This is a genomic window from Streptococcus chenjunshii (assembly GCF_003086355.1).
Taxonomy (GTDB): domain Bacteria; phylum Bacillota; class Bacilli; order Lactobacillales; family Streptococcaceae; genus Streptococcus; species Streptococcus chenjunshii.
In genome coordinates, this window is sequence record NZ_CP031733.1 from 997372 (window position 1) to 1020438 (window position 23067).

General features: G+C 42.0%; 25 protein-coding genes. 16 read left to right on the top strand and 9 right to left on the bottom strand.

All coding sequences use genetic code 11. The features are described from left to right. Positions 1–373: 373 nt before the first annotated feature. Positions 374–544 (top strand): hypothetical protein, encoded by a 171-nt coding sequence (locus DDV21_RS11755; protein ID WP_162886285.1) that lies wholly within the window; start codon positions 374–376, stop codon positions 542–544. Positions 545–862: 318 nt separating this feature from the next. Then, positions 863–1276, top strand: coding sequence for a nucleoside-diphosphate kinase (gene ndk, locus DDV21_RS04905; RefSeq protein WP_116877366.1), 414 nt, complete (start codon positions 863–865; stop codon positions 1274–1276). 196 nt (positions 1277–1472) lie between these two features. Here ndk and DDV21_RS04910 read toward each other — a convergent pair whose 3' ends face one another. Then, on the bottom strand, positions 1473–1877 hold the full coding sequence (locus DDV21_RS04910; protein ID WP_116877365.1) for a helix-turn-helix domain-containing protein: 405 nt from the start codon (positions 1875–1877) through the stop codon (positions 1473–1475). A gap of 265 nt (positions 1878–2142) precedes the next feature. Between DDV21_RS04910 and DDV21_RS04915 the strand changes: the two genes are divergently transcribed. From DDV21_RS04915 to DDV21_RS04930, 4 genes are all read left to right on the top strand, one after another. Then, positions 2143–2448, top strand: a complete 306-nt coding sequence (locus tag DDV21_RS04915) for a helix-turn-helix domain-containing protein (protein ID WP_241964714.1) — start codon at positions 2143–2145, stop codon at positions 2446–2448. A gap of 129 nt (positions 2449–2577) precedes the next feature. Further along, the gene (locus tag DDV21_RS04920; RefSeq protein WP_116877364.1) at positions 2578–2886 is read left to right on the top strand and encodes a hypothetical protein; all 309 of its coding nucleotides are present in this window, start codon (positions 2578–2580) and stop codon (positions 2884–2886) included. 220 nt (positions 2887–3106) lie between these two features. Then, positions 3107–4933, top strand: a complete 1827-nt coding sequence (gene lepA / locus DDV21_RS04925) for a translation elongation factor 4 (protein WP_116877363.1) — start codon at positions 3107–3109, stop codon at positions 4931–4933. A gap of 287 nt (positions 4934–5220) precedes the next feature. Further along, a complete protein-coding gene (locus tag DDV21_RS04930) occupies positions 5221–6405 on the top strand; it encodes an oxidoreductase (protein ID WP_116877362.1) in 1185 nt (394 codons plus the stop codon). Positions 6406–6593: 188 nt separating this feature from the next. On the opposite strand, the gene DDV21_RS04935 is transcribed toward DDV21_RS04930, so the two are convergent. Together DDV21_RS04935 and DDV21_RS04940 are read right to left on the bottom strand one after the other, a co-directional pair. Continuing rightward, positions 6594–7508, bottom strand: coding sequence for a LysR family transcriptional regulator (locus tag DDV21_RS04935; RefSeq protein WP_116877361.1), 915 nt, complete (start codon positions 7506–7508; stop codon positions 6594–6596). A gap of 250 nt (positions 7509–7758) precedes the next feature. Continuing rightward, a complete protein-coding gene (locus DDV21_RS04940; RefSeq protein WP_116877360.1) occupies positions 7759–8628 on the bottom strand; it encodes a LysR family transcriptional regulator in 870 nt (289 codons plus the stop codon). A 507-nt stretch (positions 8629–9135) separates the two neighbouring features. Here DDV21_RS04940 and DDV21_RS04945 point away from each other — a divergent pair. The 9 genes from DDV21_RS04945 to DDV21_RS04985 all read left to right on the top strand — a co-directional run bounded on the left by DDV21_RS04945 (position 9136) and on the right by DDV21_RS04985 (position 17544). Further along, a complete protein-coding gene (locus tag DDV21_RS04945; protein ID WP_116877359.1) occupies positions 9136–9996 on the top strand; it encodes a DUF3737 family protein in 861 nt (286 codons plus the stop codon). Beyond that, positions 9986–11161 (top strand): MalY/PatB family protein, encoded by a 1176-nt coding sequence (locus tag DDV21_RS04950; RefSeq protein ID WP_116877358.1) that lies wholly within the window; start codon positions 9986–9988, stop codon positions 11159–11161. The genes DDV21_RS04945 and DDV21_RS04950 overlap by 11 nt, the downstream gene beginning before the upstream one ends. Positions 11162–11236: 75 nt before the next feature. Next, complete coding sequence (locus tag DDV21_RS04955) at positions 11237–11590, top strand: cyclophilin-like fold protein (protein WP_116877357.1); 354 nt, start codon at positions 11237–11239, stop codon at positions 11588–11590. Then, on the top strand, positions 11587–11940 hold the full coding sequence (locus DDV21_RS04960; RefSeq protein ID WP_116877356.1) for a cyclophilin-like fold protein: 354 nt from the start codon (positions 11587–11589) through the stop codon (positions 11938–11940). The genes DDV21_RS04955 and DDV21_RS04960 overlap by 4 nt, the downstream gene beginning before the upstream one ends. Positions 11941–11994: 54 nt before the next feature. After that, positions 11995–13179: an MFS transporter gene (locus DDV21_RS04965; RefSeq protein ID WP_116877355.1), complete on the top strand. Its 1185-nt coding sequence runs from the start codon at positions 11995–11997 to the stop codon at positions 13177–13179. Positions 13180–13262: 83 nt separating this feature from the next. After that, the gene (locus tag DDV21_RS04970; protein WP_116877354.1) at positions 13263–14216 is read left to right on the top strand and encodes an aldo/keto reductase; all 954 of its coding nucleotides are present in this window, start codon (positions 13263–13265) and stop codon (positions 14214–14216) included. A gap of 132 nt (positions 14217–14348) precedes the next feature. Further along, positions 14349–15323: an alpha/beta hydrolase gene (locus DDV21_RS04975; RefSeq protein WP_116877353.1), complete on the top strand. Its 975-nt coding sequence runs from the start codon at positions 14349–14351 to the stop codon at positions 15321–15323. Between the two features lie 178 nt (positions 15324–15501). Next, positions 15502–16395, top strand: coding sequence for an alpha/beta hydrolase family protein (locus DDV21_RS04980; RefSeq protein ID WP_116877352.1), 894 nt, complete (start codon positions 15502–15504; stop codon positions 16393–16395). Positions 16396–16959: 564 nt separating this feature from the next. After that, positions 16960–17544 (top strand): DUF6287 domain-containing protein, encoded by a 585-nt coding sequence (locus DDV21_RS04985; RefSeq protein ID WP_116877351.1) that lies wholly within the window; start codon positions 16960–16962, stop codon positions 17542–17544. 54 nt (positions 17545–17598) lie between these two features. Here the strand turns inward: DDV21_RS04985 and DDV21_RS04990 are convergent, their stop codons facing one another. From DDV21_RS04990 to DDV21_RS05015, 6 genes are all read right to left on the bottom strand, one after another. Further along, positions 17599–18366, bottom strand: a complete 768-nt coding sequence (locus DDV21_RS04990; RefSeq protein WP_142917732.1) for a CPBP family intramembrane glutamic endopeptidase — start codon at positions 18364–18366, stop codon at positions 17599–17601. Positions 18367–18507: 141 nt separating this feature from the next. Continuing rightward, positions 18508–19347, bottom strand: coding sequence for a CPBP family intramembrane glutamic endopeptidase (locus tag DDV21_RS04995; protein WP_162886286.1), 840 nt, complete (start codon positions 19345–19347; stop codon positions 18508–18510). A 54-nt stretch (positions 19348–19401) separates the two neighbouring features. Beyond that, the gene (locus tag DDV21_RS05000; RefSeq protein WP_116877348.1) at positions 19402–20184 is read right to left on the bottom strand and encodes a CPBP family intramembrane glutamic endopeptidase; all 783 of its coding nucleotides are present in this window, start codon (positions 20182–20184) and stop codon (positions 19402–19404) included. 8 nt (positions 20185–20192) lie between these two features. Beyond that, on the bottom strand, positions 20193–21173 hold the full coding sequence (locus DDV21_RS05005) for a DUF4097 family beta strand repeat-containing protein (RefSeq protein WP_162886287.1): 981 nt from the start codon (positions 21171–21173) through the stop codon (positions 20193–20195). Beyond that, a complete protein-coding gene (locus DDV21_RS05010) occupies positions 21170–21760 on the bottom strand; it encodes a DUF1700 domain-containing protein (RefSeq protein WP_116877346.1) in 591 nt (196 codons plus the stop codon). The genes DDV21_RS05005 and DDV21_RS05010 overlap by 4 nt, the downstream gene beginning before the upstream one ends. Then, positions 21757–22074: a PadR family transcriptional regulator gene (locus DDV21_RS05015; RefSeq protein WP_116877345.1), complete on the bottom strand. Its 318-nt coding sequence runs from the start codon at positions 22072–22074 to the stop codon at positions 21757–21759. Before DDV21_RS05015 ends, DDV21_RS05010 begins: the two co-directional genes overlap by 4 nt. Positions 22075–22369: 295 nt before the next feature. Between DDV21_RS05015 and DDV21_RS05020 the strand changes: the two genes are divergently transcribed. Next, entirely contained in the window at positions 22370–22834 is a 465-nt protein-coding gene (locus DDV21_RS05020) for a GNAT family N-acetyltransferase (protein ID WP_116877344.1), read from the top strand. Positions 22835–23067: the final 233 nt, after the last annotated feature.

Here is a 23067-nt window from a genome sequence, read left to right on the forward strand (position 1 = left end):
TCTGGCTGGGACGAATAGTGCGATTACGAAATTTCGTAACAAAAAATGTTCTACGAGGTTTTAGAGCTGTGTTGTTTCGAATGGTTCCAAAACGTGTTTCTCGTCCTCAGCTTTTTAAAGTTTGTTTTAGAGCTGTGTTGTTTCGAATGGTTCCAAAACCTACACGGCCAATAGGAAAACCTACAGTAGGTTTTAGAGCTGTGTTATTTCGAATGGTTCCAAAGCCAAGAGCACTGCAACTGCGTAAGTGCTAGTAGCCCCAGTCCGCTGGTTTTAGGATTTGTGTTCTCTTCTTTCCTTGCAATCTGCCTTAGTTAGCGGTACAATAGGGGTGAGGGAAGCGTGCTGCTTCTTCCTGAAAGGAGGTTGTCTTATGCTTTACTTAACTGTTTTTTTGGTTTCTCTTGCTTTGCTGGTAGCAATCGGAATTCCTTATGTGATTGATTTGTTTAAAGCAATGGAAGCCTTTAAAAAAGCCGATGGTGAATCTCTCCACAGTCAATTATGGGATATGTTCGGATTTCACCGTCATTTGCATGGATAGGCAGGTTTGCCTGCTTTCAGATGAGAGACAGATTTTTTTGGGTCTGTCTCTTTTTATTAAGGGATAAAATTCGTTAAGAAGTCCCTGATTGCTCCTGCTATGATGAATAGAAGAGGGCAGCCGGCTGTTGAGTTGTTAAAACTTTCGTCCGTTACGGCACTTCGTCAGCAGAGCAGCAGAGTAAAGTCTCATTTTTTCACCAGAATTTTAGGATGTGTTTAGTTCAGATGTTTTCTCGGTAATTGAAAGCGGATGCTTTGTCTGTAAGTGGTTTTATGGTAAAATGATAGAAATAATAAGAGGAAGTGAGTGGCTAGAGTGGAGAAAACATTTTTTATGATTAAGCCTGATGCTGTGCGCCGGGGACTTGTCGGTGAGGTGCTGAGCCGTATCGAAAAGAGAGGATTTACCATTGAAAGGCTAGAGCTGTGCCAAGCTAAAGAAGCCGTGCTGAGAGAACATTATGCAGCACTGACTGCAGAACCGTTTTTTTCTGACTTGATGGCTTATATGACAAGCGGTCCGCTGCTGATTGGTGTTCTTGCGGGGAATGATGTCATAGCCAGCTGGCGGTTGATGATGGGAGCAACGAAGCCGCAGGAAGCTCTTCCTGGGACGATCAGAGGCGACTTTGCACAAGCACCGAGCGCTGGTCAGTCTATTGAAAATATTGTGCATGGTTCGGATTCAGATGGGTCAGCTGCACGTGAAATCAGTTTGTGGTTCAGCTAAGTCTTTTTATCAGCTGCTCTCAGCAAAGCAGCTTTTATTTCATGCATCAAAAAAACCGCCGGCCTTATTGGTCTGCGGTTTTTTCTGAACCATTTAGCTGTAAACTAAGCGGCGGCTGCCGTACCGATGTTCAGAGCCCCCTATTTGAGGATATGGCACCGGACTGCGGTACAGTTCTGCGGACAGAGACTTCAATTTACTTGCTGTCTGTGTCAGAGTCTTTGCTGTCTGAAGCTGTGTCCTGCTGTTTTTTAATTTGCTGGTGGGCAAAATCAAGGACAAGCTCTTGCCTTTCTTCATCCAGCTGGCTGGCAGCTTTGTTGATATCCTCAAGCATAGCAGAAGCAGTATAGTTGTAATGCGAAAATCTTGGATCAACTTCTGATTTTTTCAAACCAAAATAATCTGCAAGTTTTTGAACATTGCCAGCTTTAGGCAAACTTCTGCCTTTAACATATTCGTTTAAACTGCTCTTGGGAATATCGAGTGTTGTAGCTAAGTCCGCTTGTTTTATGCCGCTTTCTTTTAAAAGTCTTTGCAGATTAGCGGATACGATTTTCATAGCTACTAAATCTTGTGGTGTTAATGTACCGCGTCCCATGAGTCACCTCCTATAGGTTTTTTATCCTTTAATTACATGATATCGTTTTAATTGACAATTGTAAATAAGAAAGAGAAATTTTTATGAAAAAAGTCTTGACTTGTGATTTAAATCGAATTATAATAGGATTACCTGACATTAAATTTGTTTATAGGCAGATATCTGCTTATAAGAATAAAGTGAAAAGTAAATTTTCAGGTACGTTTATCTATCTTGGGAGAAACAGTATAGGAGATGCCTAAGCCAAATACTGCAGGATAAATAGCTGGCAGGAAAATCAAGAAAGGAGAGACAGAAGGTGGTGAAGTTGACCTTGCGCGCCCTCAGGGTGAATTATGATTTAAGTCTTGAAGAAGTAGCGGAAAGTTTGGCTATCTCTTCACATGCATTATTCAAATATGAAGAGGACAGTACAGATATTCCGGTGGAGCTTGCCCGTGACTTAGCAGAATATTATGGTATCAGTCTGGACTCTCTTTTTTTAGGGGAAAAGTCTGCTTTAAAGCAGGAGTTTGAAGAGGCTAAGAGGAAGAAAAAATCCGGCCATTTGAAAATTTACCGGGGCAGTTGATCTTATTTTTAACATCGTGACAAAATATGGTTTGAAAAAGTGGCTGGCAGCGGGCAGTAAGTTTTGAAAAAGAATCTGAAGCCGTCTGACAGTTACTTTTTGAAAAAAGATATGCAGAGGTGAAATGTGATGAAAAATGTTGTTAATCCTGAAGAGGAAATTTCTTCTGTATACGATCAGGACAGGCTGTGCCGCTATCTCCTTAACCATTATGAGGGGGTCAGTAAAGTCGAATTTATCTTTTTCTCTGACAGTCATAGTGGCTGGCTGAGCAGGCTGCTTGTCAACGGCAGTTATGAGGTTCATGCTTTTGTCTGGAAATATAATGGTGCGATTAGCGTTTCTGTCCCCTTTTCACAGGGCAAAGGAGGTTCTCTGCCCAGAAAACAGATACCGTCTCAGGACTACAGTCTGTCAGATATTCATATTATTTATTAAAAGAACAATACGGCAGGTTTGAACTGTGCTGAAACAGAGTGTAAATGGCCAACAGCAGCTGTCATTCACACTTTTTGCATGCTGTTTTCGTTTTCATACTTTCAAGCGGCTGATTAAGCAAGTCCTTTCTTTCCAAAATAAGTAAAGTTTTTTGGCAAGTGGTAAGGGACTTGCTTTTTTGTTATAATAGAGGGTAAGGATTAAAGGTATAAAGAAAACGATGGATATTCAAGAATTACATAAACGCCAAGAAAAAATTCGGAACTTTTCTATTATTGCACATATTGATCATGGCAAATCCACACTGGCCGACCGTATTTTGGAAGAAACGGAGACGGTTTCGAGCCGGGAAATGCAGGATCAGCTTTTGGACAGTATGGATTTAGAGCGAGAGCGTGGGATTACCATTAAACTGAATGCTATTGAACTGAATTACCGTGCAAAAAACGGCGAAACCTATATTTTTCATCTGATTGATACGCCAGGGCATGTGGATTTTACCTATGAGGTTTCCCGCTCTTTGGCCGCCTGTGAGGGAGCGCTTTTGGTGGTCGATGCGGCTCAGGGCATTGAAGCGCAGACCTTGGCTAATGTGTACCTGGCTTTGGATAATGACTTGGAGATTCTGCCGGTGATTAATAAGATTGATTTGCCGGCGGCTGATCCGGAAACTGTCCGTCAGGAAATCGAAGATGTTATCGGTCTCGACGCTTCTGAAGCAGTTCTTGCTTCTGCTAAGGCGGGCATTGGTATCGAAGATATTTTGGAGCAGGTTGTTGAGAAGGTACCGGCTCCGACAGGGGATGTTGAAGCTCCGCTGCAGGCACTGATTTTTGATTCCGTTTACGATGCCTATCGCGGTGTTATCTTACAGATTCGGGTCATGGACGGTATCGTGAAACCCGGGGATAAGATCCAGCTGATGTCTAACGGCAAGACCTTTGATGTCACCGAGGTCGGGATTTTCACTCCCAAAGCAGTTGAGCGTGAGTTTTTAGCAACAGGAGATGTCGGTTATCTTGCGGCTTCGATCAAAACGGTTGCTGACACACGTGTTGGAGATACTATTACACTGGCGGACAATCCGGCTGCTGCTCCGCTGCACGGCTATAAACAGATGAATCCTATGGTCTTTGCCGGGATTTACCCAATCGATTCCAATAAATACAATGATTTGCGTGAAGCATTGGAGAGGCTCCAGCTTAATGATGCCAGTCTGCAGTTTGAACCGGAAACATCGCAGGCTTTAGGCTTTGGTTTTCGCTGCGGTTTCTTAGGTCTTCTGCACATGGATGTGATTCAGGAGCGGCTGGAACGCGAATTTAATATTGATTTGATTATGACAGCACCGTCTGTTATTTATCATGTCCATACAACTGATAAGACTGTCCTGGAAGTAGCCAATCCGTCTGAATTTCCTGAAGCAGCTAAGGTTGAGAAGATTGAAGAACCTTATGTTAAAGCTCAGATTATGGTACCGCAGGAGTTTGTCGGAGCTGTTATGGAGTTAGCTCAGCGCAAGCGCGGTGATTTTGTAACCATGGATTATATTGATAACAACCGTGTCAATGTGATTTATCAGATTCCTTTGGCGGAAATCGTCTTTGACTTCTTTGATAAGCTCAAGTCCTCTACGCGAGGGTATGCCAGCTTTGACTATGAGATTTCTCAGTACCGTCCGTCTCAGCTGGTGAAAATGGATATCCTGCTCAACGGCGATAAAGTTGATGCGCTCAGTTTTATTGTTCATAAAGAATTTGCTTATGAACGCGGAAAGCAGATTGTTGATAAGCTGAAGAAAATTATTCCGCGTCAGCAGTTTGAAGTGCCGATTCAAGCAGCGATCGGTCAAAAAATCGTAGCCCGAAGCGATATCAAAGCCCTGCGGAAAAATGTTCTGGCTAAGTGCTATGGTGGCGATGTGTCCCGCAAGCGTAAACTTCTTGAAAAACAAAAAGCCGGCAAGAAGCGAATGAAAGCTATTGGCTCAGTTGAAGTCCCGCAAGAGGCTTTCTTATCAGTCCTGAGTATGGATGACACACAGTAAAAGATTAATTTAAAATATAAGAACTGAAATAGCTGTAACCAAGATAACAACTTTACAGAGCCTCATTTCTGCTTCAAGCAGTGGTGAGGCTTTTTACCTGCAGGCGATTGCCCCAAATCAATTTAACTTGCTTAAAAAATACCTGCTCAGGATCTTCCTAGAGACCATATCTCTTGGTTTAGTTAGACTGTTAAGCCGGTCTTAACAGTTCATCTACTTTCTCGAAATTCCCAAAAGAATTGTGAAATGATACACTTAATTTATCAAATATATGGAGGCGTTTTCAAATGAAGCAACTAACAGATACTGTTACTTTCCGTCACGGTGCAACAATCAAAACGCGTACTGCCCAGTCTCCGATGCTGACTAACAGCGGCTTGGATGAAAAAGTCACTCAAGAGACGATTGACTACTATGCTGCGCGCTCACAATCTGCAGGCATGGTTATTGTCGAATATACCAGCGTCAGTCCGAACGGCGGGCCGTCGCGCTCATGGGCTCCAGATCGGGAACAATTGGCTGTTTACAATGATGATTTTAAACCGGGGCTGGCGAAAGTAGCAGAAGTTTTGAAAAAAGACGGCAACAAAGCCTTGCTCCAGCTGGTACACTCCGGCCGTGAAGCTGCTTACCGCTACGAACTGGGAGGACGGGTTGAAGTGCCGTCAAAACTTGATTTTCCATGGATTGATTATCCTCTTTATGAACTGACGGAAGAAGAGGTCTGGGGAATTGTCAGGGACTTTGGAGCGGCTGCCAAACGGGCAATTGATTGTGGCTTTGACGGTATTGAAATCCACGGTGCCAACCATTACCTTCATCAGGAATTCTTTTCTGCCTTTTCAAATAAGCGCACCGATTTCTGGGGTGGCAGTTTCGAAAAACGTATGAATTTTGCTCTTGAAGTGGCGCGTGAAGTCTTCAGGGTCGTTAATGAATTTGCACCAAAGGATTTCATTGTTGGCTATCGCATCAGCCCTGAAGAAATTCATGGCGAAAACATCGGCTACACTTGGCGCGAAGCAAAAGAACTGATAAGAACGCTGTCGCAACAATTCGAGTTTGACTATATCCATCTCTCGACTAACGATTACACAAAAACACCTTCTGACTCTGATAAGAACTATGCCCAGTTGTTGGGTGATGCAGTGCAGGCTCCAGCCTTACTGATGATTGCAGGCGGCATTCATACGGTCGAAAAAATGCAGAATGCTCTGAACTATGTTGATATTGTCAGCCTTGGACGTCCAACTTTGATCGATCCGCAGATTGCCTATAAGTTGGAAAACGGCCTTGAAGATCAAATCAGCCTGTCCTTCAATGAAGAATCCGTAGCAGCAGCTAAGCTTACACCGGGCTTGATGGCCCTCTTAGCAAATGCTGAATATTTTGCTATGCCAGGTATGGACTATCTCCAATCCTTGGTAGATGAAAAACTTGATGATGTTGTCACACATGATGGCACACAGTAATAGTCAGTCCAACCGGCCGCAATGCGACAGACAGCTGGATGATATTAACGTCAGCACCAGTCTGGAAGGGTAGAACAATAAGGGAAGTTCATTTCTCCAAAGGGACTATTTTGGTCCCTCCCCGCAACCGTTATTCAGGCCCGATTTTGATTTAAAAAAAGTATCAAAGCAAATGAAAAGAGGTGCTGTCAAGCATCTCTTTTAATAATCTCTGTAATAGTATCCATTAACTGTTCAGTCTGTGAAGAAAGCTTCTGGTTAGGATTAATCAGCCAACCGAGAGCAAACTGATCATCAATAAGATGGCCGATACTGATATGGCCAAGCCTTTTGATATCTTCATCAGTTGACAGTTTTTCTTGGACAATTCGTCCAAAACAGACCGTGTTTAACTTTAAAATAGCCTGGCTCATGGCCCAAGCATCATCTGTCCGAAGCACTAAGGGCAAAGGGCCGCAGATGTTTTGCAGACTCGCATAGAGAGTATCGTGCAAACTGTCATTGAAAAGACTGAAACGTTGGCCTTTGATATCATCAATAGTGACAGGTTCTTTCTTAGCTAAGAGCGGATTTGCCGGAGAACAAAGCATGACTAATTTAGTGTGGCAGACCGGCCGAAATTCAAGTCCCTGAAGTTCTTTTTGATTCATATGATTTGTTGCAATAAAACCAGCATCTATTTCCTGCTGATGCAGGCGCTTGATGATAGACGGCAGTTCATGGCAGCTGATATCCAAGGTGGTATGCTCATACTCTTCTTTGTAGTGCTGTATAAAAGTGTCTATAAAAGGCCGAAGCATAACATTCATATAATGGATTGTTATTTTTTGAAAATGCTCTGGGCTGGCAATATAATGTGCCTGCTTCTCGAGAGCATTTTTAGCCTGCAGGATATTTGATACAGAAGCCAGCAGCTTTTGACCTTCCGGTGTTACAGCTGTTCCTGAAGCAGTCCGTTCAAACAGCTTGATACCAAGTTCATCTTCTAACTGAGAAATAGCTAAACTAAGACCGGATTTGCTGATATGCAGGACATCGGCAGCTTTTTGCAGCGACTGATAATGAGAGAGCATTTCGGCATAGAGGAGCTGTTCAAAATTCATAGTGTACGTCCTTTGTCATCTTTTCCAATGAAGCGAAAGAAATGATTGTGTAAGTCAGTGACAGAGTTCTTTTGTTTCGATCGTATCAAAATTGATAAAGGTTGTAAAAAGAAAGTCGGCTGCAGGCCGGCAGAGGAGAATGCAGTATAACAATACAGCTATTAAAAATAGTTTTTTATACAGGAACGCATCTTTGTCTATTGCGCCAATACAGCAAGCAGAGCATGACTTTGGTCAGTTTTCCTCTGTTTTAGTTAGAGATAACCGTCTGCAGAATGTCTAAAAATTTTTTGGCTGCAGCAGACTGACTGCTTTGTTTTTTCCAGATAATTTGCAGAGGATCAAAATTCTTCTGGCTGAAAGGGATGAATTGAAGCTCGCTGCCATCATAAGAGGTATCGATAATACCATCTAAACATAAAGCGATTCCTACGCCAGCCTTAACGAGCAGAGAAGCATTATAAAGAAGATTGTAGCTTGCCACAATTCGATAATCTCCAAGTCCTGCAAAAATAGTCGGTTCAATAGTTGACTGAGCAGATACAATCAGCGGGTATTTGATAACATCTTTGAGTTCTGGTCGTTCTATCTGTGTCAAAGGGTGACTTTTGGGGACCAAAACTCCCCAGCGGTCACGGTTTTCAAGGCTGATGTGATGATACTTTTTATTGTCATAGCTGCCAATAACGGCGCCGAGATCGTAAACGCCATGATTGAGCTGCTCCAGAATATCATCGGCATTGCCGCTGCGGAGATGAACCTGAGTTTCAGGATAGGTATCCGTTAAGATTTTAATAGCTTGTGCGAGGATATCCAAGGACTGACTTTCAGCCGCCCCTATATAAATTTCCCCTGAAATATCATCTGATTTACGCAGATTGCTTTGGGTTTTATCAACTAAAGCCAAGATTTCAACAGCACGGTTATAAAGGTACTGCCCATCTTCTGTCAGCTGGATTTCCCGGCTGCCGCGGTGAAACAAAAGGGTTTCTAATTCCTCTTCCAAATCTTTGATTTGGCGGGAAAGAGTCGGCTGAGTGACATGCAGGACACCGGCTGCATTGGAAATGCTTTTTGTCTGTACAATAGTGACAAAATAATTTAAGACACGAATATCCATAGGCGCTCCTATAGTTTAAAGTAATAGTTTGTATTTGATATAAGTATTTGTTATATAGATTATAACATGATAAGCTATAAAGGTAAAGAAGAGAAGGCAGAAATTTAAACAGATTTGGCCTGCTGCTGCAAAAAAATTCCTTCATTTTTTTGGAACTGAACACGGCCTAAACGCTGCGAGAAAAAGACCGTCCTTTCTTGAGTCTTTAGTGACTCAGCGGTCGGACGCCTATTTTTTCTTTGCGTTCTTAACGGCCTTTATATCTTGTTTGAACTGAACACGGCCTAAAATCCTAGTGAAAGAGAGGAAGTCCGTCTTGGTGCGGTGACAGTCCAGAATAGCTCTAGCCGTAGCTGACTGAAGGCCTTGCCGTCTTGACAGACGACCGCACCCTTCTAGTCATCTTGGCAGGGGTGCGTCAACGAAATCATAGATTTCTGGCTTACCGCCATTTTCATACGGATTTCTTAACGGCCTTTATATCTTGTTTTCGAGGGAGTATAAGCAATGAAAATGATTGATCAAAAGCGATTAAGTGGTGAACGGGCTTGTTTTCAAGAAAAAAATGCAAAAATCAGCCGTTCTGTCTTTGAAGATGGAGAATCCCCTCTAAAGGAAAGCCGTAATATCCATTTGACAGATACCATTTTCCGCTGGAAATATCCTTTATGGTATTCACAGGCAATCAAAGCTGACCATATCAGCCTGCTGGATACAGCGCGTTCAGGCATCTGGTATACTCATCATATCGAGATAAGCAACAGTTTGATTCAGGCTCCTAAAACATTCCGCCGCAGCTCACATATCAGCTTAAAAGACGTTCATATGTCTGATGCACAGGAAAGCATGTGGAACTGCTCAGATATTAATTTAGAACATGTTGAAATTACCGGCGATTATTTCGCAATGAGCAGCCGTAATATTACAGCGGACCATTTAAAAATTGTCGGCAACTATGCTTTTGACGGGGCCGAAAATCTTGACATCAGCCATGCCACTTTGCTGACTAAGGATGCTTTTTGGAACTGCAAGAATGTTGTCATCCGTGATTCAACGATTATAGGGGAATACTTCGGCTGGAATTCTGAAAATATCACTTTGATTAATTGTACTGTCGAAAGCAATCAGGGATTTTGCTATATGAAAAATCTGCATATGGAAAACTGTCAACTGCTTCATTCTGATTTGCTTTTTGAATATTCGACAGTAGAAGCGGATATAAAATCTGACATTATCAGTATTAAAAATCCGATTTCCGGCCATATTGCTGCAGACTGTATCCATGATATTATCTTCGATGATCCTGATATTGACAGAAGCCGGACAGAAATCCGTTTAAGAAAGGAGCGTGTGACACATGCAGTATGATTTTGATCAGGTAATCAGCCGCCGGCAAGTCAATTCTTATAAATGGGATGTCAGTCAAGAGGAACTGCCTATGTGGGTAGCAGATATGGATTTCGCTACAGCTCCGGAGATTGCTGCAGCTGTTCAGAAACGCCTATCGCAGGGAGCCCTAGGCTACAATATTGTTCCTGACTCTTTTTTTGAGGCTTATGTGTCTTGGTGGCAGCGCAGACACAATTATAAGATCGAAAAAGACTGGTTGCTCTTTTGTACTGGTGCAGTACCTGCAGTTTCTTCTATTGTCCGCAAAGTAACTGTCCCTGAAGATTATGTTCTTCTTTTGTCACCTGTTTATAATATTTTTTACCATTCTATTATCAACAACAACCGTCAGGTGCTGGAAAGTCCGCTGGGCTACCACGAGGGAGAATACACTGTCGATTATGACGATTTGGAAGAAAAATTATCGCTTCCTCAAACGCGTCTGCTTATATTCTGCAATCCTCATAATCCAACCGGGAAGGTTTGGAGTCCGGAAGATTTACGAAAAATCGGGACACTGTGCCTGAAATATGGAGTATTGATTTTATCTGACGAGGTCCACTGTGATTTGACACATCCTGATTATACCTACACTCCGTTCGCTGCTGTTGCAGAAGATATCGCTCAAATAACTATGACCTGTCTTTCCCCGTCAAAGGCTTTTAATATTGCCGGTTTACAGACTTCAGCTATCATGGTTCCCAACCGTGATTTGTATCAGCAGGTCAAGCGTGCCATCAATACAGATGAAGTTGCTGAGCCTAACAGTTTTGCCGTTCAGGCGACAGAAGCTGCTTTTAATGAAGGGGAGCATTGGCTGAATCAGCTCAATCATTATTTGGCAGAGAACCGCCGCTATCTGTTGGAACAAATTCGGCTGCGTTTTCCTGAACTGCATTTTGTTTCTGCACAGGCCACTTATTTAGCCTGGCTAGACTGCTCGGCTGTCAGTCAGGACAGCAAAGCGCTTTGCGACTATATTCGCCGAAAGACAGGCCTGATATTATCAGACGGTGAGATTTTCGGCGGCAACGGCCGGCAGTTTATTCGCTGGAATTACGCCTGTCCCAAAGCAGTGCTGCAGGACGGGGTAAGGCGTTTTGTTCAGGCCGTCCAACAGTACAAAGAAGAGGCTGATATCTAAACACTGTTTTCAGCTCAAAGCCGATGACAATGCAGAAAAAATAAAAGACGTTTGAAAAATCAGCAGGAGAACAAAATGATACAAGCTATTATCAATAATCAAACCTTTGAGGTTGAATTAAATAACAGTCAAGCAGCACAGGAATTTGTGGCTTTGCTGCCGCTGACGGTAATAATGGAAGATGTCAACGGCAATGAGAAATATAAGCATTTAGAGACACATTTCACTGTAGATAACCAGCCCGCTGAACAGATTCGGGCAGGTGATTTAAAATTGTGGTCGGGAAACGGTCTTGCTCTTTTTTATAAAGATTTTTTCTCTTCCTATACCTACACAGATTTAGGCAGGATTCTTGATACAGAAAGGCTAACGAGCACCCTCGGTACCGGCAGTCTCTCTGTTACTTTTACCGGATTGGATGAACTATGAAAATAACGATTACAGTTAACCGGCAGCCCTTTCAGATGGATTTAGCAGACAATAAAACAGCAGCTGCTTTTGCTGGCTTGCTGCCGCTTGAACTTGATATGCAGGATGTCAATGGCAATGAGAAATTTTATCTTTTGACGGACAGCTTACCTCAGGATCCGAGGCCCTGCCGCCAAATCACAGCCGGCAGTCTGCTGCTTTATCAGACAAACGAGCTGACCTTTTTCTATGACGAAACGGCCTCGTCTTTTAAATTTAGTGAAATTGGCAGTGTTAACGATATCAAAGGTTTTAGCCAAGCCATGTCCGGCCGGGCTGTCACAGTAAGTTTTGAAGAAAATGACAAATAACATCACATTATGCCCTGCCGCAGATGAATACAGCAGGCAAACAGGAAGGAAGTTATGACTAAAAAGAACCGTTTATTGGTACCGCTTTTAACACTTGGTGTGTTCAGCATTTTAAATACTGAGATGGGGATTACCGGTATTGTGCCTCATATTGCCCGTTATTATAATGTCCCTTTGACAAGGGCGGGGCTGCTGGTATCAGCCTTTGCTTTGGTAGTTGCTTTTGCCGGCCCGACTATGCCTCTGCTGTTTTCAAGAATTAATCGCAAGACTGTTATGTTGCTGGCAACAGGTGCTTTTGCTTTCAGTACTCTGGCTGCTGTTTTTGCGCCTAATTTTACTTTTCTCCTGCTGATAAGGATATTGCCGGCTGTTTTTCATCCTGTCTATGTTTCGTTGGCCATGACAGTAGCGGCTACCTCGGTACCGATTGAGGAATCACAAAAGGCTATAGCACGGGTTTTTATGGGAGTATCAGCTGGCTCATTGCTGGGAGTTCCTGTTTCTAATTTTCTGGCTAACCATTTGTCCCTGCAGGCAGCTATGACCTTTTTTGCAGCCATTAACATCATCGTTTTTCTGGCAACTATTTTTTTGGTACCATCGCTCCCTGCTGAAAAAGGCCTCTCTTACGGAGAACAGCTCCGCCTGTTGACACGTAAAACCATTTGGATATCTATAATCAGTGTGCTTCTGCTCAATGGAGCTGTTTTCGGTTTTAATGCTTACCTGTCTGATTTTCTGGATACGGTTTCGCATTTGCATGTTAATCTAATCAGTCTCTTATTATTAGGGATTGGTGCAGCTAATATTGTCGGTAATGGTCTGGCAGGCCAGTTATTAGCTAAAATACCCAAGCGTTTGCTGATTAGCCTGCCGCTGGTACTGATTGCAGACTATATCCTGCTCTTCCTTTTTGGAGGGGCTGCTCTGCCGGCAATAATCTTACTGCTGATCTTCGGAGTGTTAGCAGGGATAGAGGGCAATGTCAACCAATACTTAATCTACAATGTTGGCGGAGATGCGCCCGATTTTGCCAACGGTCTCTTCCTAGCGGCCGCCAATCTGGGGGTGACTCTGGGCACTTCCTTCTGCGGTTTCTTTATCAGATCAGGAAAAGGAACAGCGTTTGCTCTTCTTGGCAGTATCATTATGTTCGCACTCGGCTTTCTTGCTATTCTTATTCGCCAAGCATGGGTCAGTAAGCAAAAAGAAAAGGCAGGTGCAGAAACTGAATAGGACTCTGGATATTTTGACAGCTTGAAAAAGATTAATGACTCACTCTGCTGATTTAACAATATTTTAGGAGGAGGGCAGAAAAAATGAAAAAAAGTTATTTATTCTACGGTTTAGCAGTTCTTTTTACCCTCGGTCTCTTGATTTTTATATTCTGGAATAATGAAACCTCAGAAGAAAAAAACAAAACTAGTGATGTTTTGAAAGGCAAAACTATTATCCAGCCGGTATTTAACACAGATAACCAAACCGTTACCTTAAATGATGGCAATACTATGCCGATTTATGGTCTGGGAACCTACAGTTTGAGCGGTGATACAGTTAAAGAAGCTGTTAAAAGCGCTCTTAATCAAGGCTACCGCTTGATTGACACAGCTTATATGTACAGTAATGAAGCTGAGATCGGTCAAGCGATTGAAGAATCAGGCATCCCCCGTGAAGATATTTTTATTACGACAAAAATTTACCCCAGTCAGTTTGACCATCCGGAAGAAGCGATTGACCAAGCCCTGGAAAGATTAGGAACAGACTATATTGATTTAATGCTGCTTCATCACCCTGGGGATAATGATGTTAAGGCCTATCAGGCTCTGGAACAGTATCAGCGTGACGGCAAGATTACATCCATCGGTTTATCCAATTATTATGTTGAAGAACTAGAAGCTTTTCTTCCTCGGGTTGAAGTCATGCCTGCTTTAGTCCAAAATGAAATTCACCCTTACTATCAAGACCAGGAAGTTACAGACTATATTCAGAGTCTAGGCATCGTAGTGGAAGCTTGGTACCCTTTGGGTGGACGCGGCTATCAGGAAGAGCTGCTGAATGATAGTACTTTGGAGCAGATTGCCCAAAAATATCATAAATCAGTCGCCCAGATTATTCTCCGATGGGAACAGCAAAGGCATATTGTGACTATTCCCGGCTCCAGCAATCCGGATCATCAAAAGGAAAATCAAGATATTTTTGATTTTGAATTAACGGAAGCAGAAATGGCAGCTATTGCTGAGCTGGAGCGTGAGGAAAAACACGACTGGTATTAAGCAGATGAGTAAGATGTATTTCAGGCGATAAATACCATGCTTTTCAAGCATAATATCTATATAAAATAAGTATTTGCCTATGGTTTCAAAATCTTTTATAATAAAATAAATCAATAGAAAGAGAGAAAATTCATGACAGAAGAAGTTTTACATTTAACTCAAGAATGGGATAAGGTATTTCCTAAAAGCGATAAAGTCAATCATCAAAAAGTAACCTTTCATAACCATTTCGGAATTACTTTAGTGGCTGATATGTACACGCCTAAAGATTCTCAAGGGAAATTACCGGCTTTGGCAGTTTCGGGTCCATTTGGTGCGGTTAAGGAGCAGTCATCTGGCCTGTATGCACAGGAGATGGCAGAACGCGGTTATCTGACTATCGCTTTTGATCCTTCCTATACAGGTGAATCAGGCGGTTTTCCGCGCTATATGCAGTCACCGGATATCAATACAGAAGATTTTCAGGCAGCTGTTGATTTTCTGTCTACACTGACTGAAGTGGACGCTGAAAGAATCGGAATTATCGGAGTCTGTGGCTGGGGCGGCATTGCCTTAAATGCAGCAGCTATTGATCCTCGTATCAAGGTAACCGTTGTTTCTACTATGTATGATATGTCACGTGTTGCTGGCAATGGATACAATGATGCGGCGGATAATGAGGCAGCTCGCTATGAGCAGCGCTTGTCTCTTAGCAGTCAAAGGACAGAAGATTATAAGAATGGTACCTATAAACTGGCAGGCGGTGTGGTTGATCCGCTGCCCGAAGATGCACCGCAGTTTGTTAAGGACTATTATGCTTACTACAAACAGCCTCGCGGCTACCACAGCCGCAGTCTAAATTCCAATGATGGCTGGGCAGTTCAGTCAAACACCAGCTTTGCTAATACACGCTTCCTTTATTATACGGATGAAATTCGCAATGCTGTGCTTCTTGTTCACGGCGATGCAGCTCATTCCTACTATATGGGTAAAGACGCTTTCGCCAAACTCAAAGGTGATAATAAGCAAATGCTGACTGTTCCAGGTGCCAGCCACTGTGATCTATATGACCAGAAGGATAAAATTCCATTTGCTGACATTGAGGCATTTGTTAAAAGGTATATCTAAGTTTTTGAAGGGTCTGGGAGAGATTATTCGGTTAATCTGTCCCATTCTTTTTTTGAATATGAAAGGCGCTGGTTTACTATTTTCTGTCCGGAAAAAAATTTAAATCAGCGCTATGGTTGTAACCTATTTAAAGAGAACAGCAGACCTTTATGATACAAACTGCAGGAGAATTCTAAAAATGACAAAAACGAAGTATCTTATTATCATACTGATTGCAGCAGCTGTTTTTTTATCTGTTTTTTATTGGCTAAGTTATTATGGCAAGCGGACTGGAACAAATAACGGTGTAACTGATGAAGCAATATCAGAGCAATACCAGTTTACCAGTCGGGACATTTCTTTTGAAAGTGACGGTCATACTATTTATGGACGGGCCTTAATTCCCCAGACAAATAAGCCTGCTGTGACGGTCGTCTTCAGCCATGGTTTTGGCGGCAATCATGAACAGGAGCTGACTTTGCAGGAATATTTAGCCTCAAGCGGTATCGCTGTTTATGCTTTTGATTTTGCGGGCGGTTCAGGTTACTCTCCCGGCCAGAGTGAGGGAGAAATGACTGATATGTCTGTTTTGACAGAAGTACAAAATCTTGAAGACGCTCTGGCTGTTATTCGTAATCAGGAGTTTGCTGACAGCGATAATATTTTCTTGTTAGGAGCCAGTCAAGGAGGTGTTGTTTCCAGTATTACCGCAGCAGAAAATCCAAAAATGGTTAAAGGGTTATTTCTGCTTTATCCCGCTTTTTCACTCTTTGATGATGCTCATGACCGTTTTGAGTCCGCAGAAGCTATTCCTGAGACCTACAACTTAATGGGCTTGACAGTTGGAAGCCGCTATTTTACTGATATTTGGGACTATGATATCTATGACAAAATAGGTCAGTATGGTGGAGACGTTGGCATCTTCCACGGAACTGACGATGATTTAGTCCCTATGTCTTATGCAGAAAGAGCTGGCGATACTTTTCCTCATGCTGTTTTAACACAGCTTAAAGGAGAAGGACATGGTTTTTCAGATTCAGCACAAGAAAAAATAGCTGCAGATATAATAAATGCCGTCAATAATAATCAGTGAACGATAGAAAAAAGCTTATAAAGACAAAGATTAGCTGATATTTTCGCTTAAGTCCAGCCGGCTGGCTCTCTATTGCAGTCAGTTTTGCTTTTAAGAAAGCAATCTTTTAAAGAGAGTGTGTTAAAACTTCAGACGATACCATTTCCTCCACTATCCCTCAATTCCTAGCTTCAGGCTGATATTATCAGTTGGATATGATTTCTTCCAACTCTGTACAGTTGGTCAGGATGGCTGATTAGTATTTGCGCAGAAATTAAATACTTCAATAGACTGTGTAAGACGAACATCTGAAATTACGGCCTGCTCAGATAAGGATTTCAGACTGTCGCTGCATCAAAAATTTATTTCTATAAAATGAGCTAAACTGGGGCACTTCTTGTCCTAAATTTACAAAAGCGTAAAACCCGTCTGCAACGGTCTTATCAAAGCTGTTTTGTCTGGTATTTATGCTGCTTAAAGTCAGCTCTTTTTTGCAATCTCTTTTCTTTTGTGTAAAAAGACTGTTCTTATTGTCAATAATTGTGTACAATAGAAAGAAATAAAATAATGAGGAGAAGTGACATTATGGCACGCCATCGTAAAAAATCAGATAACAGCAATACTTTGAGGATACTATTTATTCTGGGAGTGGTTCTGCTTGCCTTAGGGCTTATCATTTTTGCTGTTTCAGCTTATATTAATAATAGAGAAACTAGCAATACCGCCTCCAGTTCAACTGAACAGACACTGGTCAGTTCATCGGAAACAAACGAAGATACGGCTCCATCTCAAACGGATTTAGCTTTAGATTTGGAAGCTTTGGCTAATGGGGATTATAACAGTGCTGTTGGTACTTGGCTGAGCAGCAACGGCAACAGTTTAACCTTTAATGCTGAAGGGCTGGAAAGCAGTGACATTCAGGGGACATCGGATTTCACAGTCACTCCTTATCAGCAGCTGGATGACAATACCTATTTAGCTACTCTGACTTCGGCAGACGGCAGTCTTGTCTATGATCTTTATTTTATCAAAGCAGGATCTGAACTGCCGGCAGACTATTTTGCTGAAGGGTATACGGATACCTCAGATCGGGACAAAGACCGCCTTTATATCACCAGTGATTTGGTCGGCGGTGAGGACTATGCAGACAATGTCCTTTATCGGCAGTAAATAGTTAACCATGACATAAAAAAAGAGGCATAGTAGCCTCTTTTTTATAGGTTTTCAGCTGTTTGAGAGAGATTGCAGAGCTTCCCAGCTAGTCAGCCTGTTTCTGTAGCGATAAAGGAGAAAAACAGCGATTAACAGCATGAGCAGTCCGTTGACAAGACCAAATATACTGGGAGTCAGAGGCAGTCCTAACATAGATAAAATTTCTCTGGTCATGTGCAGTCCGCCGTGAACAGCCACAGCAGCCCAAGTGGTATGAAAAAGGAATTTCAGCAGACAGGCCAGCATACCAAAGCAAAAAGCATAAAAGATATTAAACAATCCTTCGATGCTGCCGCCCAAAAAGGGAATGATATGGACAATATGCATTAAGGCAAAAAGACTGCTCGATATCAGCAAAGTTGGCAGCGGCTTCCGCTCCAAGGTCTGAACCATATAACCACGGTAGACGATTTCTTCTGGGAACCCCTGAAGCAGAAAAGAAAGAGCGAAACTCTGCCAAAGATTAGGAAGGGTCAATGTATTGCTGAAAAAGTAATCGTGAAAAATCAGAACGGACACCCCTGCACCGAGAATAACCAAAAAAGCTGTCAGCAGGAGCGATAGCATAAATCCCTGTAGAGCATTTTTATCAAGCTTTAATTCTAAGACAGACCAAGGGCGGCGGTCAATAATCCGAGTGAAAAACCAGGTATAAGCCAAATAAATCAGGCAAAGCAGGGTAAAAGGAACAGCTGGGCTAAATTGAGGAAACAATTTCTGGCTCTGGTAGGGAAGCAGAACCAGATAATTTGGGACTAAATATAAAATAGTGGCTCCCAAACTTCTGATAAGCGGAGAGAACAATCATTTTTTCTTTGTAATTACTGTCATCATACTACCTCCTTCATCAGGATTTTAGACCGTGTTCAATTCCATCACGATACAAAAGCTCTGTCCATTATTTTTGGTTGTTTCTAAGGATCAGTTATCAAGCGATAGTTGTTTTGGCTGGAGTTTTTCCCATGATACTAATCTTTGACGCTGGTAATAGATTATAAAGGCTGATACGACTAGCATTAAACAAGCAGTAAGGAGCATCATGGTTTTTGTTTCATAAAAGCCAGGGATAACTGCTGTCAGGAGTTGCAAAGTCATATGCATACCGCCATGAACAGCTACAGCAGCCCAAGTGGTATGAAAAAGGAATTTCATTAGGAAGGCTAAAATTCCGAGACAAAAAGCATAAAAAATAGTGAGATAGCCTTCACTGTCGTAGGGATTGCCGCCAAAGAAAGGAATAATATGAACAATATGGTCTAATGCAAAGAGGGTGCTTGATATGAATAAGGTTGGCATTGGCTTTTTTTGCAAAGTCTGAACCAGATAGCCGCGCCAAACCATTTCTTCCGGGAATCCCTGCAGCAAAAAGGACAGTGCAAAGCTATGCCAGAGTTCAGGCAGACCAAAGCGGGCTGTACCGGAAAAGCGGTCGTGGAAGAAGATAATAGACAGCCAGCTTCCTAAAAGGACAATCACAATTGTTAATAATAAAGCGGCCAAAAACCCCTTTAAGGCATTTTTATCAAGCTTCAATTCCAAAACTGACCAAGGGCGTCGGTCAATTATTCGTGTAAAAAACCAGGTATAAGCTATATAGGCTAAACAAACTAAGATTTCATAAAGGCTATAAAGGATTGGAGGAAGATTGTTTAGGAAAAGAGGCAGGGCGACTGCACAAATAGGCAGCAAAGCTGTGAGGGTCACTAGACAAGCTCTGATGAGAGGTGTCAGCAACCTGTTTTGAAATGGTGTCTGTGTCATAATAAAGCCTCCTGAAAATTGATAGAAGTCTTTCATGTATGGGATCGGCTGAATTTAAGCTTTCTTTTTGTCTGACGTTCTAAACAGATAAATTATCAAAAGGGCTAACACATAAGCGAGGACAGCAACCGGAGAAATGTCAATGCCGTATCGGCCGCCAAATAAGAAAGAAGAATTGCTGAAAGTGAAAAGCAGGGTAAAGAAATTCCAAAAGGCATGAATCAGGACGCTGTCAGTAATCGAATTGGTCTCGTAAACACTATAAGAAAGGAGTGCACTGAAGGAAAGGCCTGCAATGATCAGCTGCCCGGTCATTAAAAAATCAAGCGAACCGTTCAAGAGGTGAAGCAGGGCAAAAATCAACGAGGGAACTAAAACAGCTATGGTTCTGGAATATTTGATTTCAAAGAGTGTCATCAAAAATCCTCTGAAAAAAATTTCCTCAACAATAGGAGCTGCCAGACTGCCCATAGCGAGAGTGCCCCAAGACAGACTGTTTAAGCTGAGTTTGCCGCCCAGTAAATACAGACTGCCGAGGACGAATACAGGCAGAAGGAAGCCGATAATCAGCCACCTGATTTTAGGAACTGTTAAACGGATCCGAAAATCGTTAAGAGTTGAACGGAAGCAGTAATGAGCCAGCAATTTGGCAAAAATGAGGGAAAAACTGAGGTAAAAGAGAGCTGACAAGCCCGCAGCCAGACTGTCATTTTCTTTAATAAAAGGCAAAAGATAAGCAGCTCCAGCTAATAGGCCTGCAGTCAGCATGCTAAGGATAATGAAAAATGTGCTGACAATGATATGCTTGCTGAAAAAAGACTGTTCTTTTGCTGCCATGGCTTAACTCACCTCACTTTAATATCGCCGTTGATGTTGGATAGTGTCAGACGGTTATCGCTTTTGTAATGAGTTAGCGCCTTCCCGCTGACTGTAGAGTCTCCATTTTGCGACTGAGCGGTTACGAATAAATTGTAAGAAGCCAGCTCAATTTTACTATCACCATTTTGATTACTGATAGTATTAATTCCTTTAAAGCTGATTTTTTTTGCTTTAATATCGCCTTCTTTTAAGCTGAATTGGCTGTCTGTTACGGTGGCTTCCTCTATTTTAATATCACCATTTGTACTTTCAAATGCACAGCTGTCCATAGAGACAGTACTCAGTTTGCTGTCGCCATTAGAAATCAGAACAGTTCCGTTTTGGAATTGGCTGTGAGCGGTTTTAAAGTCTCCGTTGCGGATTGTCATTTTTCCATTTTTAAAAGTGCTCCCTGATATTGAAACATCACCGTTTTTGGCTTCCAGACTAAGAGTTTTTACCGATAGTCTTGCCAGTTTGGTATCCCCGCTATTCATTTTCAGTGAAGCCTTATCCAGTTTGCTTCCTCTAGGTAGGTAGAGAATGACTTGATAGGGGTCATTTGGCTGATCTGTTAGCTTTTGCTGCAGCCAGAAGATGAGATCTCTAATGGATACCAGACGGAATCTGTTTTTGTAAGGAGAGGTCACTTTTCTGTTTTCTGTCAAGCGGAGCCGGCCATCACGGTTACTGATCTTCAGGGGAGAGTGATCTTTAATATTATAGTAGCTGAGATAAGCCTGTTTAGTATCGCTTTCTTTGATGCTGATATCCAGTGTATCGAAGTCAGCTTCCAGCTCTGTGAAAGAGTGCAGTTCTTTCTCTTGCAAAGCAAACCGTTCTTCTTTGGTGTTATTCTCAATTAATGACTGAAAACCGCCAGCTTTATAACCGATTTGGACGAATATTAGACCTGAAAAAGATAGGCAGAGTCCTACAATCAGGATAACTTTTTTCCATCTTTTCATGATTTTCTCCTTCCTTTGGCAGCCACTTTTCGGACTGAAGACACTATCAACTGGCTGCACCATTTGCTAATTTGCAGTATCAGCAGAAATAACAGAAGCGGCAGTCCCAGAAAAAGTCCGCCTAATCCTAATTCTACCAACGCACCGGCAAAATCGGATGCGATACTGCTCATAAAAGCCTCAATGACTAAATCTATACCGGCGATAAAAAAGGCAACAGCAACACTCACTCCTGCCAGGAGCAGACTAAAAATCAGAATAACCGCTGTAAAAATCAAGACAATGAAAGTGATGAGTAAAGGAAAAGCTATAGGACTTGCCAAAATGGCTAAGACAGCAATCCAGATAAGATTAGTGCGATGTTTCATGTTTCGAGAATCTTGATTTATTTTCTCATCCAAAAGCCGATAAAGCAGCTCATTGGCCGCTTCTTTAGGACTGCCTAGTTCTGAAATGACCTGTGCCTCGTTTTCGGGTCCAGCCTCGTCAAAATATTCGGTGAAATATTCCATAGCTTCTGCAAAATCCTGCTGGGGCAGTTTGCTCAGATACTTTTCCAGTTGTTCCAAATAGTCCTTACGTGTCATTTCCTAATCCTCCCTTCAATAATACCGTCCAGTACAGCCTTATATTCCTGCCATTCCTGCTTAAGATAAGCCGTTTGTGCCTTCCCTTTTGCGGTAATCGCATAATACTTTCGGTTGCGACCCTGATATCGCTGAGAATAGGTGGTTAAGAATCCCGCCTTTTCTAATTTCTTTAAAATAGGATAAAGAGTAGATTCCTTGATATTCGCAGCAATTTTGATTGTCTGACTGATTTCATAGCCGTAGGAATCCTGCTTTTCAATAATAGAAAGCACCAAGTACTCAATTAAAATAGATGATATGGGAAAATACATAGAAACACACTCACATAATGTATAAGATTTTTATATATAAATATTTTATATATAAATTTTATACCTATTACAGGTAGATGTCAATAGCAAACAGTCAAATTACATAAAATAATTTAAAAAGCCTAAAAAATCATCCGAGCTGTTTTTTCGGAGCTATAAAGTTAAAGGGAAGCCGCTTCTTAAGGTGCCATCAGTGCAGCAGAAGCCCGTCTTGTGCTATAATAAATAAAGGAAGAATACAGCATTTTTCATTCAGTGCTGGATCTTGAATAAAAAGTGAGGGATAGATAATAAAATGACAATCAGACGTGCACAGAAAACAGATATTCCTGCTCTCGAAAAGCTTTTACTGCAAATTCTTTTAGTTCATCATCAGGCCAGACCGGATTTATTTACGGCTAAAGGCGGAAAATACAGCAGGGATGAGCTGGAGGGATTGATAGCTGATGAGAAGCGGCCTGTTTTTGTTTATGAGGATAAAGAAGGACATGTTTTGGGCCATCTGTTTACAGTCATACAGGAAGCAAAAGCACCGGCAGTGCCTCATAAAACACTTTTTATTGATGATTTGTGTGTGGATGAAAAGGCGCGCGGCCAGAAAATTGGTTCCGAGCTTTATCAGTTTGCTCTGAAATACGCTCGAGAAATAGGCTGTTATAATTTGACTCTCAATGTTTGGAATGACAATCTCGGTGCTTTGCGCTTTTACGAGCACCAAGGTTTAAGGGCGCAGGAAACGCGTCTGGAGCAGATTCTTTAGCTGAGAAAATGTGGATTTACCTGCATTCTCGATGGTATACAACTGCCAAAATTGTATTATTCTCAGCTGATTCAATAAAGCAAGACAAGAGATTTAGTCTGTATGCAACTGATTTGTTGGTAAATTGTAAGAAAAATGATAAGTTTATCCTGAAGGACTGTTCCTAAGCGGATTTAGGAACTTAACGTTTCTCGGTTAATGCGGGGAACGTTTTTTCTTTTTGTGTTTAAATA